The organism is Flavobacterium sp. LM5 (genome assembly GCF_002017945.1).
In the GTDB taxonomy this organism is placed as follows: Bacteria; Bacteroidota; Bacteroidia; order Flavobacteriales; family Flavobacteriaceae; genus Flavobacterium; species Flavobacterium succinicans.
The window spans coordinates 1,686,028-1,701,025 of the sequence record NZ_MUFX01000001.1 but is presented as its reverse complement, the minus strand read 5'-3'; the positions used below and the strand labels follow the sequence as shown (position 1 = coordinate 1,701,025).

Here is a 14,998-nt window from a genome sequence, read left to right as displayed (position 1 = left end):
AGTAAAAATATCACATGAATTTTACAGGAAAACAAAAGTTATCTGTTTTAATTATCACTCTTAACGAGGAACGTTTTATTGCATCTTTACTAAAAGATATTGATTTTGCCGATGAAGTAATTGTGATTGACTCCTATAGTACGGACAAAACGATTAGTATTGTAGCCTCAATGCCTCATGTAACATTAATTCAAAACCATTTTATCAATTATACTTCGCAAAGAAATTTCGCAATAGATCAGGCAAAAAATGACTGGATATTATTCCTTGATGCGGATGAGCTTTTGACACCAAAACTGAAAACTGAGATTGTCACCACCATAAACAGCAAGGATGCTGCAAGCGCCTATTTGGTGTACAGAACTTTTATGTTCAAAAACAAAGAACTCAATTTTAGTGGTTGGCAAACTGACAAGATTTTCAGGCTCTTCAACAAATCTGCCTGTAGATACAATGAAGACCGAATGGTGCACGAGAAGCTAATTGTTCAGGGGGAAATTGCAGTTTTAAAAAATAAAATCATTCACTTTTCCTACACTTCCTACCAAGAGTACAAACTAAAAATGATACAATACGGGATTTTAAAAGCCAATGAAAAAATTAAAAAAGCACAAAAACCGCAGCAAATAGTAGCCTTTCTTCATCCTATTTACACCTTTTTATACCAATTCCTGATCAGGTTAGGTTTTTTAGATGGTATAAGAGGTGTAATTATTTGTTATCTCAATGCGTATAGTATTTTTATTCGTTATAAGGAACTAAAAAAAATTACCGCTTCCAGAATTTGATTTTTCGTTTTAGCCTTTTCTTCCTGTAAAACTGCTCTTGAAAATCTGTTGTATACTTCCACAAAGCATCAAAAATCATTATTTCAGATGCACCATACAGCTTAGCATATTCGTTACTCATCACGGCAACCATGTCTTTTTCTGGAGTAAGCCTTCTTAGGTTTTTCATTCGCATATCAAAATCCATCGTTGAATGAAATTGCATACGATTCAAATCAACTAGGAAAAAATCATAATTTCCTTGCTCATTTTTTCTAATCAAAGTGTTTCCGGGAGAATGGTCAATAAATTCAATTCCTTGTTCATGAAGATCAAAACTGAATTTAGTAAACTGCCTTAGAATATTCTCATGATCAGGATAATCAGGGATTTCAACTAATTCGCGAAAGGTCAAATCACAGGATAAATGTTCGCTAACGTAATAACTATCTTTTAATCCTAGCAGATCATAATTTTCAAAATATGCAATAGGTTCTGGTGTGCCAATTCCTTTTTCCAACAAAGCCGTCGCATATTCAAATGAACGTCTTGCTTTTGACTTTCTGAAATATTTGTAAGCGATTTTGTTTACTAAATGAGGTATTTTGAAGGACTTAACATTAATGGTTTTGCCTTCAAGATCAAATAATTTTATGGTGTTGCGATCTCCATTTCCAAAAAGTATTCCTGAAGTATTAAAATCAGAAATATAATTTAAAAGCAATTGCTTTTTGTTTTTGTAAACTGAGTTAATTTTATCACACATTGTTCTTATATTTGAACCACAAAAGTAAGTATATACATTTTAAGAGTTAAAATTAATATTGTAATTTAGCAAAAAAAAACCAATGCCTTTTAAAAGTGTTTTTCTAGAGACCCACAACATTAACAATAAAAACACTGGATTAGGAACCTTTAACTACGAATTAATAAAAGGCTTATCTTTATTAGATTTAGATGGTTTTGAATTGACGTTAAACACTTCAAATCCAGAATTATTAAAAAAAGAATTCAAAGATAAATTTGAATACCACAAATATCAAAGTATCTCCAGACATTCTCTTTTTCGGGTTCGAAAAAAAAATGACTTATGGCATTCTGTCAATCAAAACACCAAAGTAGAGCCTTATCATTTTAATAATTATTTACTAACCATACACGACATTCATTTTAGAGATGAATTAGACTCTAGTCGTAATTACAAATTAAACAAATTATTTACTGAAAAGTTAGCCCGAGCAACAGCTATAACTTACGTTTCTGAATTTACAAAAATCGAAACTCACAAGCACTTTTCGGTACCTAACATCCCAGAATATGTAATTCATAATGGAAATCCTATTAGTTCAATATTGGACACTTCTTCATATATTCCAAATGTCCCTGTAGATCGCCCATTTTTCTATTCTATCGGAGACTTCATAGAAAGAAAAAATTATGAATCCATTATCAATATGATGAAAGTAATAAAAGACTTTAATTTAATTATTTCAGGAAACAACGATAAAAAATATGGTGACGAAATAAAAAAAATGATCCAACAAAACGGATTAAGCAAGCAAGTTTTTTTAACTGGAAAAGTAAGCAATGAAGGAAAACAATTTTTCATGAAGAACTGTAAAGCATTTTTATTTCCTTCATTAAAAGAGGGGTTCGGCCTACCTCCAATTGAAGCAATGAGCTTTGGCAAACCAGTTTTCCTTTCCGATAAAACATCTCTCCCTGAAATTGGGGGCGATGTGGCTAATTATTGGACAAATTTTGATCCTGAAGATATGAAAAGTGTTCTTTTTAATGGATTAACTTATCATGAAACAAACAAAAATGTAGCGGAAATTTTACTTAAAAAAAGAGCCGCAACATTCGATTGGAAAACTGCGGCGGCTGAATATCTTGAAGTTTATAAAAAAATACTACTCTAAGAGGTTCTTTTTCAATAAAAACTTAAGTTTATGCCCTAAATTTTTAATATAAAGAACTGAACTTAATGTATTTAATTTGCTTTCGTTTTGAATAAAATCCTTTATCTCACAGATGTTTTTTGTTGGAAAAAAGGCCAATTCTTTCCATTTTTTAGGCTGTAGATAGTAAAAATCTTCATATTCTTTATAATTATCCTCATTTACAGCCAGCCATTTATCTAAAAAGCCTTCATTCACATCGGTATTATGTCCCCAGTTTTCAAACTTAAAACGTAATTCCTCCTCACTACGAGATAAAGATTCATGCAAGACTATAGTGTCGGTATAAATTTGACGTCCCTTAATCCTCCTACCATTGACATAATTTGGGAAGTTTGTAGCAAAAATAGCTTTTAAAGGTTTGTTTACATATAAAATCCCATTTTCGGTATATTTATAGAGCATTACCCAAAAAGCACAAATTTGTATCGGTTTTTCTTCTGGGTTAATAAGATAAGAATCGTACTTCCTTAAATTGGCAACAAATTTTTTAAAATCAACAAAATATTCATCACTATCTATTTGAATAAGCCAATTCCCTATTCCCATTTTTTGAGAAAGCATTTTTCTCTCCCTAATTTCGCACTCCATCGTTGTTAAATGTTCAACATAAAAAGTATCTTCATAGATGGTGATTTTTTTTTCAGCATCAAAAACCTTAATCCATTCAAAAAAGGACTCATCTATAAAAATAGGCTCTCCTTTCCAAGTTTGCCTGTTTTTATCAATAGCCAAAAAAATAGCATCCGCTTCAGTATATATTGTAGGGATAGATGTCTTTAATAATTCATAATCATATGAAACTAAATAACCTATGTGTATCTTTCCACTCATTAAAATTGATTATAAAACATTCTGCAAGTTAATAATTAATATCTACTTTTGTCGAGCCTTTTATGAAATTTATTTACGCACTTCTTGACGTTTTTTTTTATATTTCATATTGCTTTAATTCAGTAAAAACGCGACTTATCACACTAAACCATTAAAAAAACACTCTTATGAAAATAGGCATCCTCAGCTTTGATTTTTTTAATTTTGATCAAAAAATTGTCTTAGAATTAAATAGGAGAAATGTTCAGGTAGACCATATTGATATCTCTCAATTCAAATATAAATATTCCTCAGTTTTTGATAGAGTAAGAAATTTTTTTAATAAATTAATTTTCAAAAAAAACATAAAAAATATAAAAATGGAAGAGCATGTTCTTGCTCATTTTAAAAAGGAAGAACATTATGATATAATTTTAGTTATTCGCCCTGACTGTTTCACCAAGCAAACACATTTAGAGATCAAAAAACATACCAATAAATATATTGCTTATCTGTATGATAGTTGCACAAGATTTCCTACTGATCATTTACTTGATGGTGTATTTGACAAAATCTTTTCATTTGATTTGGATGACTGCAAAAAGTACAATTTCAACTTTATAACGAATTACATATATATTGACAAAAAACAAATTAAAGATCATCAAACCAATCAAAATGTTTTTATCGTAATTTCTATCGATGAACGTATTCCGTTTTTGAATAACCTCGCTAATTATCTATCAGAACACAACATTGAATATAATTTTTTGATTATCGGTAAAAGAAAACCCGAAGGAATTAATCCGAATATTTTTTATTCTAGAAAGCATGTTTTTCAAGAAGACTTGCAAAATGATTTAGAACATTCAAAAATATTCCTTGATTTAATCAGACATGGTCATAATGGACTAAGTTTTCGAATTTTTGAAGCCTTGGCCATGCAACGAAAAATAATCACAACAAATCAGTCAATTAGCCAGTACGATTTTTATAACCCAAATAACATTTTGATACTTGAAGAAAACAAACCAATAAAAATAAACCCTGATTTTTTCAACACGCCTTATGAGCCACTAGATGAGGAAGTATATCACAAATACACGATTGAAAATTGGGTAAATACAGTATTCGAACTTAATTAAATTACTGAATCAAACGCACTATTTTTTCTTCGATAGTAGCTATAGAAAAAGGCTCAATCACCTTTTTTGAATCAGTACTTACTTTCTGCCAAAGTTCTTTGTTTAGGTATAAAGAAAGGATATTATCAACAATTTCATGGCTTGTATTTCCTACTATCACATGTCTATTTCCTTGAAAATCGAAACCTTCAGCTCCAATGTTTGTCGTTACAAGCGGAAGTCCAAACTCTAAACTTTGTCCAATTTTGCCTTTAATTCCTGCACCGTATCGAAGTGGCGCTACAAAGATTCGTGTGTTTAAAAAATAGGGCGTTACGTCCTCGACATATCCTACTACTTTGAATTTTTCAGAATTCAATTTTTGAATGGATTCCGGAGGATTACTTCCTATGATAGTAATTGAAATTTCTGGATTTGATTTCCATAACAAAGGCATAATTTCTTCTGCCAAATAGTTTACCGCATCAACATTTGGTTTATGATCAAAACCTCCTATAAACAACAAATCTTTACGATTTTCATAAGAAACAGGATTTTCATTTTCTATAAATTGATGAATATTACCAATGCTGATTATTTTAGCTTCCTCTTTATAAAAATCTTTTAAACTTTCTTTTTCAACATCAGAAATCACAATGATTTTATCTGCTTTTTTACAATTATCAAGTTCTAATTTGAGGTATTTATCTGCTTTTTTTAAAATATCAGCGTTTTGTGTCAACTCAGATTCTCTCTTAAATCTCAGATAATGAAAATCAACCATATCAAAAAACACTTTGGCTTCAGGTTTACATTTTGTAATAATTGGATAATACTTTGCAAAAATTTCAGGTCTATGCAACCAAACAAAATCTGCAAAAGGAAGTACTTGCTTTATAAAATCATTTTTAGCAATTAACTCGCCTTTTTTATCCACGCCAGGCTCATACACCACAACACCTAAATTTTTAAAGTACTGCACATAATCAGTTGTAAAACGATATTCCTTAAAATCAGCCATTAAAAAAACACCGATATTATTTTTGATAAGCAATTTTATAATTTCTGTTAATCTTCTGGAACCTGAATCTTTATTGTACTCAGGAACTTTAGTATCAATTATTATAACGTTTCTAGTATATTTCAAATTACTAGTAAAATCCACTTCTTTCTTTTGCTTTCTTAGTTTATTGCCTAATGACTTTAATCGAAAATATAACTTAATTGATTTGAACATTTTGAATGGATTTTGTTTGTTGTTTTAATTTTTTGCAAAGATAGCATCAAGCACTTTATATGTTTTTTTGACATCAAAATGGTTCTCAAAAAACCACTTCGCTTCTAAATGATTTTTTTTGTAAAACTCATTATCATTTAAAAGTGTATTAATGTGTTTTGAAAATAAAAGAGGATCATTTGTAGTTAAACATCCGTTATTCGTTTTATTCAGTAAACCATCAACACCTCTTTCTGTACATACCACTGGTATTCCGTGCGATAATGATTCAATTACTTTTATTTTAACTCCAGTACCCGATAACATTGGACAAACAGTAATTTTAGCCTTTGAATAAACATCCTCTAATTCTTTTACAAAAATCAATTTTTCAACATTTTCAAAATTAGAAATATGATTCCCGACTTTTCCAACTATCGTAATTTTTAAATCTGAAGACAATAAAGGATATACTTCTTTAAAAAACCACTTTGCAGATTTTATATTATGGAAATTCTCACTGGCTACATATAAAACATCGATTGTTTTCTCCGTTTTTGATGAAGTTTCAATAGCATTAGGCAAACTATGAGTAATAAGACTTACCTGTTTTGTTATAAACTGAGAAAAAAGGTATTTTTCTTCATTTGAAATCACCCATACCTCATCAAATTTCTTCATTACAGAAATCTCCTTTTTGAAATACCGATCCAAAGCAAACTTTTTATGATCTTGAAATTGAGAGGTTAAAAAATCATGTGTATCAATAATCCATTTCGTATTACATCCTTTTGTTACAGCATCTAAAAGTGGAGACCAATAAACATATGAAACAATTATAAAATCATAATCATTATCACGTACTATCTTCGAAAATTGCTCTTTATAGCCAAATTTTGTTCGGTCAAAATCCTTCAACTTACTATTGAACTTTTTTGGAAAAGAATAATTCAGATAATATTTAATGATGTTACTACTTTTCTTTTCTTTCTTTAACAGATATCCGTTTTTAATTAAATTCTCTCTCTTTAATTCATTTATAGCATCTTCCTCAAATTCCTTTGATGCTTCTCCAACAAAATCAAGATAAATTTTACGGTTTTTAAAATACTGTAGTAACGATAAAGCCCTTGCATTGTTACCTTGAGTATAAGATAATGGATTCTCTGGATAGAAATATAAAATACGCATAATCTATTTTATTAAAACTTGAGTTATTAAATGCATCCACTGATCCGCTACATTTTTTTCACAGTACTTTTTCACCATTTGATGCGCAGCCGAACCTGTTTGTTGTCGCAAATCTTTGCTAAGTATTAATTTCTCTAAAGATTCCTGCAAGTCGATTTCATTATTTACTAAAAAGCCATTAACATTGTTTTCAATAAGCTCATTTACTCCAGAACAGCTTTCAAAACCAATGGACGGCAACCCTACAGACATAGCCTCAGTCAAAGCTAAAGGAAACCCTTCATACTTACTAGGGAAAATAAATATATCAGATGCTTTCATTTCATCCATCGGATTTTTTGTAAACCCATTAAAAAACACTCTGTTTTCAAGTTGTAATCGTTTTACTTGACTTTCTAATACTTCTAAATCATCACCGGTTCCCCAAAAATGAAAATCCCACGTTGTATACTTATTGGCAATTTTAGAAAAAACTTCAATAGCAATATGTTGCTGTTTGCAGCTTGTAACTAGAGAAGCAACATTTATAATTTTAAACCTTTCTTTATCCGTATAATGAGAAACAATTTCTGCATCATCGATCTGAAAAACTGGATTAGGAATAGTAAAAGCTTTTCCTTTGAAAGTATTGGGCAAATAATTTTTATAACTATCGAATAAAACCTGAATTGCAGTTAAATGTTTGTAAGCATCCTTGAGTAGGCCCATTTCAATTTTAGAGCGATACCATAATACATCTGAATAATCATAATCGGGTCGACCATTTACGGAATTAATTATCGGTACGCTGTACTCATTCTTATAAGTAAGCTCTAATAAGGAACCAATTGTCATAGTAATGATCAAATCAGGATTGGCTTTGACAATATAATTTTTCCAGTTTTGAGAACGATGCAACAAGTTGAAGGTATTAAATCCATCCATCCCATTCATTTTTTTTAATAAAGCCTTATTATGTGCCTTGCAATACTTTTTCTTAACTTTAAAATAAAGCCAAAAAAAAGGATTTCTGCCTTCGTAATTATATAATTCTAGCAGCTTTTTTTGCGGAACATTTTTATCAAAAATATTAGTAATAGTCACTTTTTCATCCAATTCAAACATAGGCCTTCCAGAAAGATCCTGATTGGTAGCAATTTCTACTTCAAAATTGTTTTTACTAAAAATATTAGATAAAAAGCAACATATTTTTTCAGTTCCTCCTGATCCATTTAAAAAACCTGTGTGCTGAATTATGATGATCTTCATTTAAAAATATTTGATTTTATTTCTTTTCGCATTCTTTTTCTAAGTTTTGAAACGGGAACAAATCGCAGCAAAAATAACTTAATTTTACATTTTAAGATCAACATCTTGAACGCATGATCAAAATCTGAATAATCTTTAGATTGTATAAACATCAAAAAATATTTTTTTAATACTTTTTGATCCTCGTTTCCTAAAAAAGGCAATACATTTTTTTGCATAAACTGAACAATCAATGCATGTAAACACTCTTTTTGATTCGGATTTAATGGCATTGAAAAATACCTTAACTCTAGGGGCTCATGTTCCATAAAAAGCGCTAGATGAAGCGCGTGAGTTTCGAACAAATTGTACTCCTTATAAAAATCTTCTAAAATTGTAAGCCAAAGTGGAATTTGTAGAAGCACCTTGTCAACGCGGTCATTATTTTTTTTATGATTTTGATTCTCGTGATGTCGATAATGATATTTAGCCTGAGGATTTGTGCCAATTTTTTGGGTCAACGCTAATAGCTGATGTGAAAACAATCCATCTTCACAAGGCTGAATGTTTTCTGGAAATCTAATTCTTGAATGTTTTTTTAAAAAATCATGTCTTAGAAATTGCCCCCATGTTGGTAATGCCGAAACATTTGGTAAACGACTGCAACAGTCCTCTCCAAGCACTACAATATCAAAATCTTTCTGTTTTGCTACTTTATAGGATGAATTCAAAAAATCAAAATCTATTGTATCATCAGCATCCATAAAAAAAATATATTCTCCTATCGCAAGCTCTAAACCTCTATTACGTGCTATTGAAACCCCTGAATTTAATTGTTTTACTATTTTAATTCTTGAATCCTTATTCAAATATTCTTGACAAATTATTAATGATTTGTCAGTTGATCCATCATCCACTAAAATCACTTCAATATCCTTTAGAGATTGACTCAAAACGCTTTCTATAGTCTCAGAGATGAACCCCTCAACATTAAAAACCGGAATAACAACTGAAACTAAAATACCTGAACTCAAAATTTTGATTTAAATTTGAAATAATCCCCAAAAGTAAAGTAATTTCTCTGCTCAAGACTAACTTTCGTCTAAAAAATACCTATAACATCAATTTAAAAAGCCTCAAAATACGTTTCAGGTTACTAGCCAAACCATTTGTTTAATTGCACTCTAAAAACAAACTAAATAGCTAATCAAAAAATCCAGAATTTAGATCACAAAACATCTAAAAATATAATTCATAATTTGTCCTTTATTAATAAACATAAATCTTAAAATTTAATTAAAATTTTGACATAAAAAACTACATAGATAGAAAAAAAAACAGTTTATTTGCCGATTATTTAATATGAATATATGTAAGATAAGTAAATACCCTTTTATGAAAAAAAAATTACTTCTCATTTTGTTTTGTGTCGCTAGTTCATTCACTCAGGCACAAACTTTAAATGATTTCTTTGAACAAACCAACGAATTTTTAAAGAAAAATGTCTCCGAAACTGGAAAAATAGGCTACGCACAATTGAAAAAAAGCCCCGGTGAATTGATTTATATTTTAGACAATATTTCAAAACTCAAAACAGACTTCAAAACCAAAGAAGAAGCCAAAGCATTTTGGATTAATACCTACAATTTATTAGTGATAAAATCGGTGGTTGAAAAATTCCCTATAGTAGCAGTAAATGCAGTACCTGGTTTTTTTGATGAAAGAACTTTTATTGTTGCTAAGCAAGAGTTAACACTCAATGACATTGAAAACACCATACTAAGAGAAGTTATTGCTGATGCTGGTGTACATTTCGTTTTATGCAAAGGGACTAATGGAGATGCTCCACTTTTGAATGAAGCCTACACTCCAGAAAAAGTAAACGATCAAATCAAACAACGAGCTAGGTTGTATATTAACGACAAAGACTTCTATCGAATTTTTAAAAACACCAACTCAATCGAATTACCTAAAATGTTTGAAACATATAAAGGTGATTTTGTTACAGGATATTTTAATGAAATAGACTTTATCAATATCTTTTTAGAGAAAAAAATTGAGACTACCTATAAAGTAATGACTCGCGCTTACAACTGGTCGCTCAATAGTAAATAAAAATTTCCCTCACATTCAAAATGCCATCATTATCAGATGGCATTTTTTTTTTATAAAAAATTAAAATAATAAATATATTATCGTAATATTGCAATATACAAAACAAACATAGCCATGGGAATCTCTAAGTCAGACCAATTTTCAACAACACAAAACGAACTAGCATTGATAGCCAAAGCCATAGGCCATCCCGCAAGAATTGCTATTTTAGAATTCATTTTACAATCAAAATCTTGTATCTGTGGCGATCTCGTCCTTGAATTACCTCTTGCACAACCCACGATTTCACAACATTTAAAAGAATTAAAAAACGCTGGACTTATCAAAGGGACCATTGAAGGAAACTCAATATGCTACTGTATTAATGAGAATGGCTTTGAAAAAATAAAAGCGTTTTGTAATCTGATATCAACCAAAACAGAAGATGTCGACTGTACAACCGTATCAACTTGTTGCTAAACTTTAAAAATTAATCATTATGAAAGTATCCGAAGTAAAAGAAAATCTACAAAAACTAGAAGATGTCAATTTTAGCTTACCCAACGGCCAAATGATTCCTATTCATTTTCACGTAACAGAAGTCGGTATTGTTACCAAAAAATTTATCGATTGTGGGGGTACGATAAGAGTTGAGCAAGTAGTAAATTTCCAATTATGGAACGCCAATGATACCGACCACCGATTAAAACCAACCAAATTATTAGCTATCATTGAACTAGCAGAAAAGGCATTAGCCATGGAAGATTACGAAATTGAGGTAGAATATCAAAACGAGACGATTGGCAAATACAATCTCGATTTCAATGGCAGTCACTTTTTACTAGTCAACAAACAAACAGATTGCTTAGCAAAAGACAACTGCGGTATACCTGAAACAAAACAAAAGAAAGCTTTAATTAATCTTGGAAACACCAACAACACTTGTATTCCAGGAGGAGGTTGTTGCTAAAGCTAAAAAAAATCATAAACCACACATTAGATATTATGTTTACAAAAATCACCAGTACCATCAATGATTTAAATTTTAATTCCATAACTGAAGAAAGAAAAGCAACATTACAACCTCTTATTGACTACATTCAAGAAAAAGTTAATGCTACATCTGCGGTTCGTATCAATTTCATTTGTACGCACAATTCCAGAAGAAGTCATCTTTCTCAAATTTGGGCACAAACCGCTGCATCATTTTACAACATCCCTAATGTTGCATGCTATTCTGGCGGTACCGAAGCAACCGCTTTATTCCCAAAGATAGCTGAAACATTGGAAAACACTGGTTTTCAAATCAAAACCATTGCAGAAGGAAAGAATCCAATTTATACTATAAAATACAACACACAAGACCATCCAATCATCGGGTTTTCCAAAACGTATGATGACGCTTTTAATCCCAATAAAGATTTTGCCGCGGTACTTACTTGTTCAAGCGCAGACGAAGGTTGCCCTTTTATTGCAGGAGCAGAAAAACGTATCCCAATCATGTTTGAAGACCCAAAAGCTTTTGACAATACCCCGTTACAAACTCAAAAATACGAGGAGCGAAGCCTACAAATTGCAACCGACTTCATGTATGTATTCAGTAAAATTAAAAAATAACACATAATGTCAGCAACAAATTGTAGCCCAGCAGCAGAACGAAAAAAATTAAGTTTTCTAGATAAAAATTTAACGCTTTGGATTTTCCTCGCCATGGCAATTGGAGTCAGCATTGGTTATTTCGTACCCAATAGTGCCGATTTCATCAACTCTTTCTCTAAGGGAACCACTAACGTTCCCTTAGCCATCGGGTTAATAGTAATGATGTACCCGCCATTGGCAAAAGTAGATTATGGTAAAATAGGACAAGTGTTTCAAAACACTAAAGTACTCGGCACTTCCTTGTTTTTAAACTGGATCATTGGACCTATTTTAATGTTTTTCTTAGCACTTTTTTTTCTAAATGGTTATCCTGAATACATGATTGGTGTAATCTTAATTGGATTAGCCAGATGTATCGCCATGGTTGTTGTATGGAATGACTTAGCCGATGGAAACCGAGAATACGCCGCAGGCTTGATTGCGCTAAACAGTATCTTTCAAGTGCTTTTGTATAGTGTGTATGCCTATATATTCATTACCATTCTACCTCCCTATTTTGGATATACCGGTTTTGAAGTAAACATTAGTATAAAGGCAATCGCAGAAAGTGTGGGTATCTATTTGGGAATCCCTTTTGCATTAGGCGTTATAAGCCGATATGGCTTGATTGCGTGTAAAGGAAAAGAATGGTTTGACAACAAATACATCCCACTAATATCGCCAATGACATTGATCGCATTACTTTTTACCATCGTAATCATGTTTAGTCTAAAAGGCGAATTAATCATTCAAATCCCAATGGACGTAGTACGAATAGCTATTCCGTTAATCATTTACTTTAGCATCATGTTCATCATTAGTTTTTTTCTAGGAAAATATTTTGGTGCAGATTATTCAAAAGCAACTGCTATTGCGTTTACGGCCACAGGAAACAATTTTGAGCTAGCCATTGCAGTGAGTATCGGTGTTTTTGGCATCAATAGCGGACAAGCATTTGCAGGTGTAATTGGACCATTGGTAGAAGTACCAGCTTTGATAGCACTGGTTAATCTTGCTTTTTGGTTTAGAAAAAAATATTTCACTACCTAAAACAATTCTTAAAAGCACTACTTGATTTTGAATTTTATCAAAACAAGTAGTGCGATTAATAAAAAAAACTGCCACAACACTTTTAGATAAAGTGCCATGGCAGAAAAAAAAAATAGTTTGTGTTATTAAAAAGAATACGTGGTACCGAACAGAATATTCCCTGCTGAACTTGTAGCACTACCATTACTTTTGAAAAACATATCTTTTGAAGCAGAATCAAATCGAATTTCTGGTATGAAAGTAAAATTACCTTCTTTGAAGTTCAACGATAAGGCATTTGAAAAAACATTGTTATCAACAAGCAAATATTTAGCAGCATCTTTATCATCAAAATACTCTACTCTGTAAGCCAAGCTCACTTTATCTGTAAAGGAATAATTAGCATATCCTATTAATGCAAACCAATTAGCATCCAACGCACTATCTGCATCGTCTTTCAATGAAGCATAAGTACCATTAAATCCTAAGGAAAATTTATCATTCAATTTTTTAGTAGCTACAATATCAAATTGAGTGGCATTAGTTTCTGAAGAGGGGTTATTACTACCTGAAGTGAAATTTAAATAAACTGCACCAGTATCTCCTGTATAAGAAATTTGACCTATATAAGTTTTTTGATCTGTTCCGCTATCCAAAGCCGTTTTAAAATCGGTAGGATTAGTCACACCAGCCATAATTCCGAATTTACCCGCAGTATATTGTGCTTTTACCCCAGTATTAAAGAAAGGGCCATTGGTAAAAGCGTATGACATGCTGTAATTCTTATTATCTACAGCATCAACTAATTCATACCCTATATGAGTTGCAAAACTACCCGCAATTATTTTAAACTTATCTGAGAATTCATAGGTAAAATTCAATTGTTTTATCAAAAATGTAGCATTATCATTTGGAGATGTGTCATTATAAGAAAAATCTGCTGCTCTTTTTCCGAAACCTAAGTCCACAAAAACAGATGCTTTACCAAATTTATGAGACGCCTCAATAGAAGCCATTCCTAACTCAAAAGAATTACTTGAATTTGTAAAACTGGTTTTATTATTGGCTGGATCATTAGCAAAATCATATTTATAATAAGCATCTGCTGAACCTGCAAAAATAGTGGTTGGAGTGGTTTTAGTTTCTCCCTCTTGTGCTATAATAAAATTAGAAGAGAGCAATAAAGCAAAAATAAAGGTGGCTTTTTTCATGTGCATTTAATTTTGGTTAAAATTTCAATTATTTGGTTATTGTTTTTTGGTATGCGATATGACTTTAGCTAAAAATCGAACTTAAAAAAAGAACTTTGTAAGCTTTTTTCCTTTTTTTATTGGACGAATTTATTACCTTTTTTTCTAAGAACTTACATCTAAAAAAGAGTATTTTACTTTTTCATTGAAGAATTACGAAATCTAAAATATTAGATTAAAATAATATTAATTCAATATTTTAATAGCCTTATAACAAAAATAACATAAAGGGTGTTTTAACAAAAAAAACACAAAAATACACATACACCCCTATCAAAAAACGTCCTTATTGTTCAAAATATTAAAATTTAAAAAACAACCCCCATTAAAAATCACACAATAGCTACTAAAAAATAAAAATACCCAACACAACATTTAGCACTGTTTTTAATAATTAAAGAACCTATTCTCAACAATACACAAAAAATTCAAACAATGTGATTGTGTAAAAAAATAAAGAATTCTCAAAAGCCAAAACCGACTTCTATTTTCTTATTTATTTGTTTAATTTTACTTTCCAAGTAATCAAAACAAAAAGTAAGCTTCCTTAATTTTTATTTTTTATTTTATTACATTAAAAAAAATATCAACATGTCACCTTTTCAAAAAAACCTATGTAGGAATGAATTGCTTAATAGAAAATAAAATTCACAAAAACCATTCATTCCTAAGAAATCAAATTCTCTTT

General features: G+C 30.7%; 15 protein-coding genes. 8 read left to right on the top strand and 7 right to left on the bottom strand.

Features of this window, described 5'->3' with window-relative positions; all coding sequences use genetic code 11:
• Positions 1-14 precede the first annotated feature (14 nt).
• Positions 15-788 carry a glycosyltransferase family 2 protein gene (locus tag BXU11_RS07265; RefSeq protein WP_078211605.1) on the top strand — a complete coding sequence of 258 codons (774 nt, stop codon included), beginning with the start codon at positions 15-17 and terminating at the stop codon, positions 786-788.
• Here the strand turns inward: BXU11_RS07265 and BXU11_RS07260 are convergent.
• Positions 769-1,533, bottom strand: coding sequence for a lipopolysaccharide kinase InaA family protein (locus BXU11_RS07260; RefSeq protein ID WP_078211604.1), 765 nt, complete (start codon positions 1,531-1,533; stop codon positions 769-771). The genes BXU11_RS07265 and BXU11_RS07260 overlap by 20 nt on opposite strands.
• A gap of 82 nt (positions 1,534-1,615) precedes the next feature.
• Between BXU11_RS07260 and BXU11_RS07255 the strand changes: the two genes are divergently transcribed.
• Positions 1,616-2,689 carry a glycosyltransferase family 1 protein gene (locus BXU11_RS07255; protein WP_078211602.1) on the top strand — a complete coding sequence of 358 codons (1,074 nt, stop codon included), beginning with the start codon at positions 1,616-1,618 and terminating at the stop codon, positions 2,687-2,689.
• Here the strand turns inward: BXU11_RS07255 and BXU11_RS07250 are convergent.
• A complete protein-coding gene (locus BXU11_RS07250) occupies positions 2,681-3,562 on the bottom strand; it encodes a hypothetical protein (protein WP_024981021.1) in 882 nt (293 codons plus the stop codon). The genes BXU11_RS07255 and BXU11_RS07250 overlap by 9 nt on opposite strands.
• A gap of 167 nt (positions 3,563-3,729) precedes the next feature.
• On the opposite strand from BXU11_RS07250, the gene BXU11_RS07245 reads away from it, so the two are divergent.
• Positions 3,730-4,686, top strand: coding sequence for a hypothetical protein (locus tag BXU11_RS07245; RefSeq protein ID WP_078211601.1), 957 nt, complete (start codon positions 3,730-3,732; stop codon positions 4,684-4,686).
• 1 nt (position 4,687) lies between these two features.
• On the opposite strand, the gene BXU11_RS07240 is transcribed toward BXU11_RS07245, so the two are convergent.
• From BXU11_RS07240 to BXU11_RS07225, 4 genes are read right to left on the bottom strand one after another with little or no spacing between them, the layout of a single operon-like run.
• Complete coding sequence (locus tag BXU11_RS07240; protein ID WP_078211599.1) at positions 4,688-5,902, bottom strand: glycosyltransferase; 1,215 nt, start codon at positions 5,900-5,902, stop codon at positions 4,688-4,690.
• A gap of 24 nt (positions 5,903-5,926) precedes the next feature.
• Positions 5,927-7,072: a glycosyltransferase gene (locus BXU11_RS07235; protein WP_078211598.1), complete on the bottom strand. Its 1,146-nt coding sequence runs from the start codon at positions 7,070-7,072 to the stop codon at positions 5,927-5,929.
• A gap of 3 nt (positions 7,073-7,075) precedes the next feature.
• Positions 7,076-8,320 carry a glycosyltransferase gene (locus tag BXU11_RS07230; RefSeq protein WP_078211596.1) on the bottom strand — a complete coding sequence of 415 codons (1,245 nt, stop codon included), beginning with the start codon at positions 8,318-8,320 and terminating at the stop codon, positions 7,076-7,078.
• Entirely contained in the window at positions 8,317-9,333 is a 1,017-nt protein-coding gene (locus BXU11_RS07225) for a glycosyltransferase (protein WP_024981026.1), read from the bottom strand. Before BXU11_RS07225 ends, BXU11_RS07230 begins: the two co-directional genes overlap by 4 nt.
• A 361-nt stretch (positions 9,334-9,694) precedes the next feature.
• Here BXU11_RS07225 and BXU11_RS07220 point away from each other — a divergent pair, with 361 nt between their 5' ends.
• The 5 genes from BXU11_RS07220 (at position 9,695) to arsB (ending at position 13,081) form a co-directional block, all read left to right on the top strand.
• Positions 9,695-10,414: a DUF547 domain-containing protein gene (locus BXU11_RS07220; RefSeq protein ID WP_024981027.1), complete on the top strand. Its 720-nt coding sequence runs from the start codon at positions 9,695-9,697 to the stop codon at positions 10,412-10,414.
• Between the two features lie 114 nt (positions 10,415-10,528).
• A complete protein-coding gene (locus BXU11_RS07215; protein ID WP_078211593.1) occupies positions 10,529-10,873 on the top strand; it encodes a helix-turn-helix transcriptional regulator in 345 nt (114 codons plus the stop codon).
• A gap of 19 nt (positions 10,874-10,892) precedes the next feature.
• A complete protein-coding gene (locus BXU11_RS07210) occupies positions 10,893-11,363 on the top strand; it encodes a DUF6428 family protein (protein ID WP_078211591.1) in 471 nt (156 codons plus the stop codon).
• Positions 11,364-11,398: 35 nt separating this feature from the next.
• Positions 11,399-12,010, top strand: a complete 612-nt coding sequence (locus BXU11_RS07205) for a low molecular weight phosphatase family protein (protein WP_189318512.1) — start codon at positions 11,399-11,401, stop codon at positions 12,008-12,010.
• Positions 12,011-12,016: 6 nt separating this feature from the next.
• Entirely contained in the window at positions 12,017-13,081 is a 1,065-nt protein-coding gene (gene arsB, locus BXU11_RS07200; protein WP_078211589.1) for an ACR3 family arsenite efflux transporter, read from the top strand.
• Positions 13,082-13,206: 125 nt separating this feature from the next.
• Here the strand turns inward: arsB and BXU11_RS07195 are convergent, their stop codons facing one another.
• Positions 13,207-14,271: an outer membrane beta-barrel protein gene (locus tag BXU11_RS07195; protein ID WP_078211587.1), complete on the bottom strand. Its 1,065-nt coding sequence runs from the start codon at positions 14,269-14,271 to the stop codon at positions 13,207-13,209.
• Positions 14,272-14,998 lie beyond the last annotated feature (727 nt).

Coding starts and splice junctions, on each gene's coding strand:
- BXU11_RS07265 (WP_078211605.1), top strand. CDS start 15: ATGAATTTTACAGGAAAACAAAAGTTATCTGTTTTAATTATCACTCTT.
- BXU11_RS07260 (WP_078211604.1), bottom strand. CDS start 1,533: ATGTGTGATAAAATTAACTCAGTTTACAAAAACAAAAAGCAATTGCTT.
- BXU11_RS07255 (WP_078211602.1), top strand. CDS start 1,616: ATGCCTTTTAAAAGTGTTTTTCTAGAGACCCACAACATTAACAATAAA.
- BXU11_RS07250 (WP_024981021.1), bottom strand. CDS start 3,562: ATGAGTGGAAAGATACACATAGGTTATTTAGTTTCATATGATTATGAA.
- BXU11_RS07245 (WP_078211601.1), top strand. CDS start 3,730: ATGAAAATAGGCATCCTCAGCTTTGATTTTTTTAATTTTGATCAAAAA.
- BXU11_RS07240 (WP_078211599.1), bottom strand. CDS start 5,902: ATGTTCAAATCAATTAAGTTATATTTTCGATTAAAGTCATTAGGCAAT.
- BXU11_RS07235 (WP_078211598.1), bottom strand. CDS start 7,072: ATGCGTATTTTATATTTCTATCCAGAGAATCCATTATCTTATACTCAA.
- BXU11_RS07230 (WP_078211596.1), bottom strand. CDS start 8,320: ATGAAGATCATCATAATTCAGCACACAGGTTTTTTAAATGGATCAGGA.
- BXU11_RS07220 (WP_024981027.1), top strand. CDS start 9,695: ATGAAAAAAAAATTACTTCTCATTTTGTTTTGTGTCGCTAGTTCATTC.
- BXU11_RS07215 (WP_078211593.1), top strand. CDS start 10,529: ATGGGAATCTCTAAGTCAGACCAATTTTCAACAACACAAAACGAACTA.
- BXU11_RS07210 (WP_078211591.1), top strand. CDS start 10,893: ATGAAAGTATCCGAAGTAAAAGAAAATCTACAAAAACTAGAAGATGTC.
- BXU11_RS07205 (WP_189318512.1), top strand. CDS start 11,399: ATGTTTACAAAAATCACCAGTACCATCAATGATTTAAATTTTAATTCC.
- arsB (WP_078211589.1), top strand. CDS start 12,017: ATGTCAGCAACAAATTGTAGCCCAGCAGCAGAACGAAAAAAATTAAGT.
- BXU11_RS07195 (WP_078211587.1), bottom strand. CDS start 14,271: ATGAAAAAAGCCACCTTTATTTTTGCTTTATTGCTCTCTTCTAATTTT.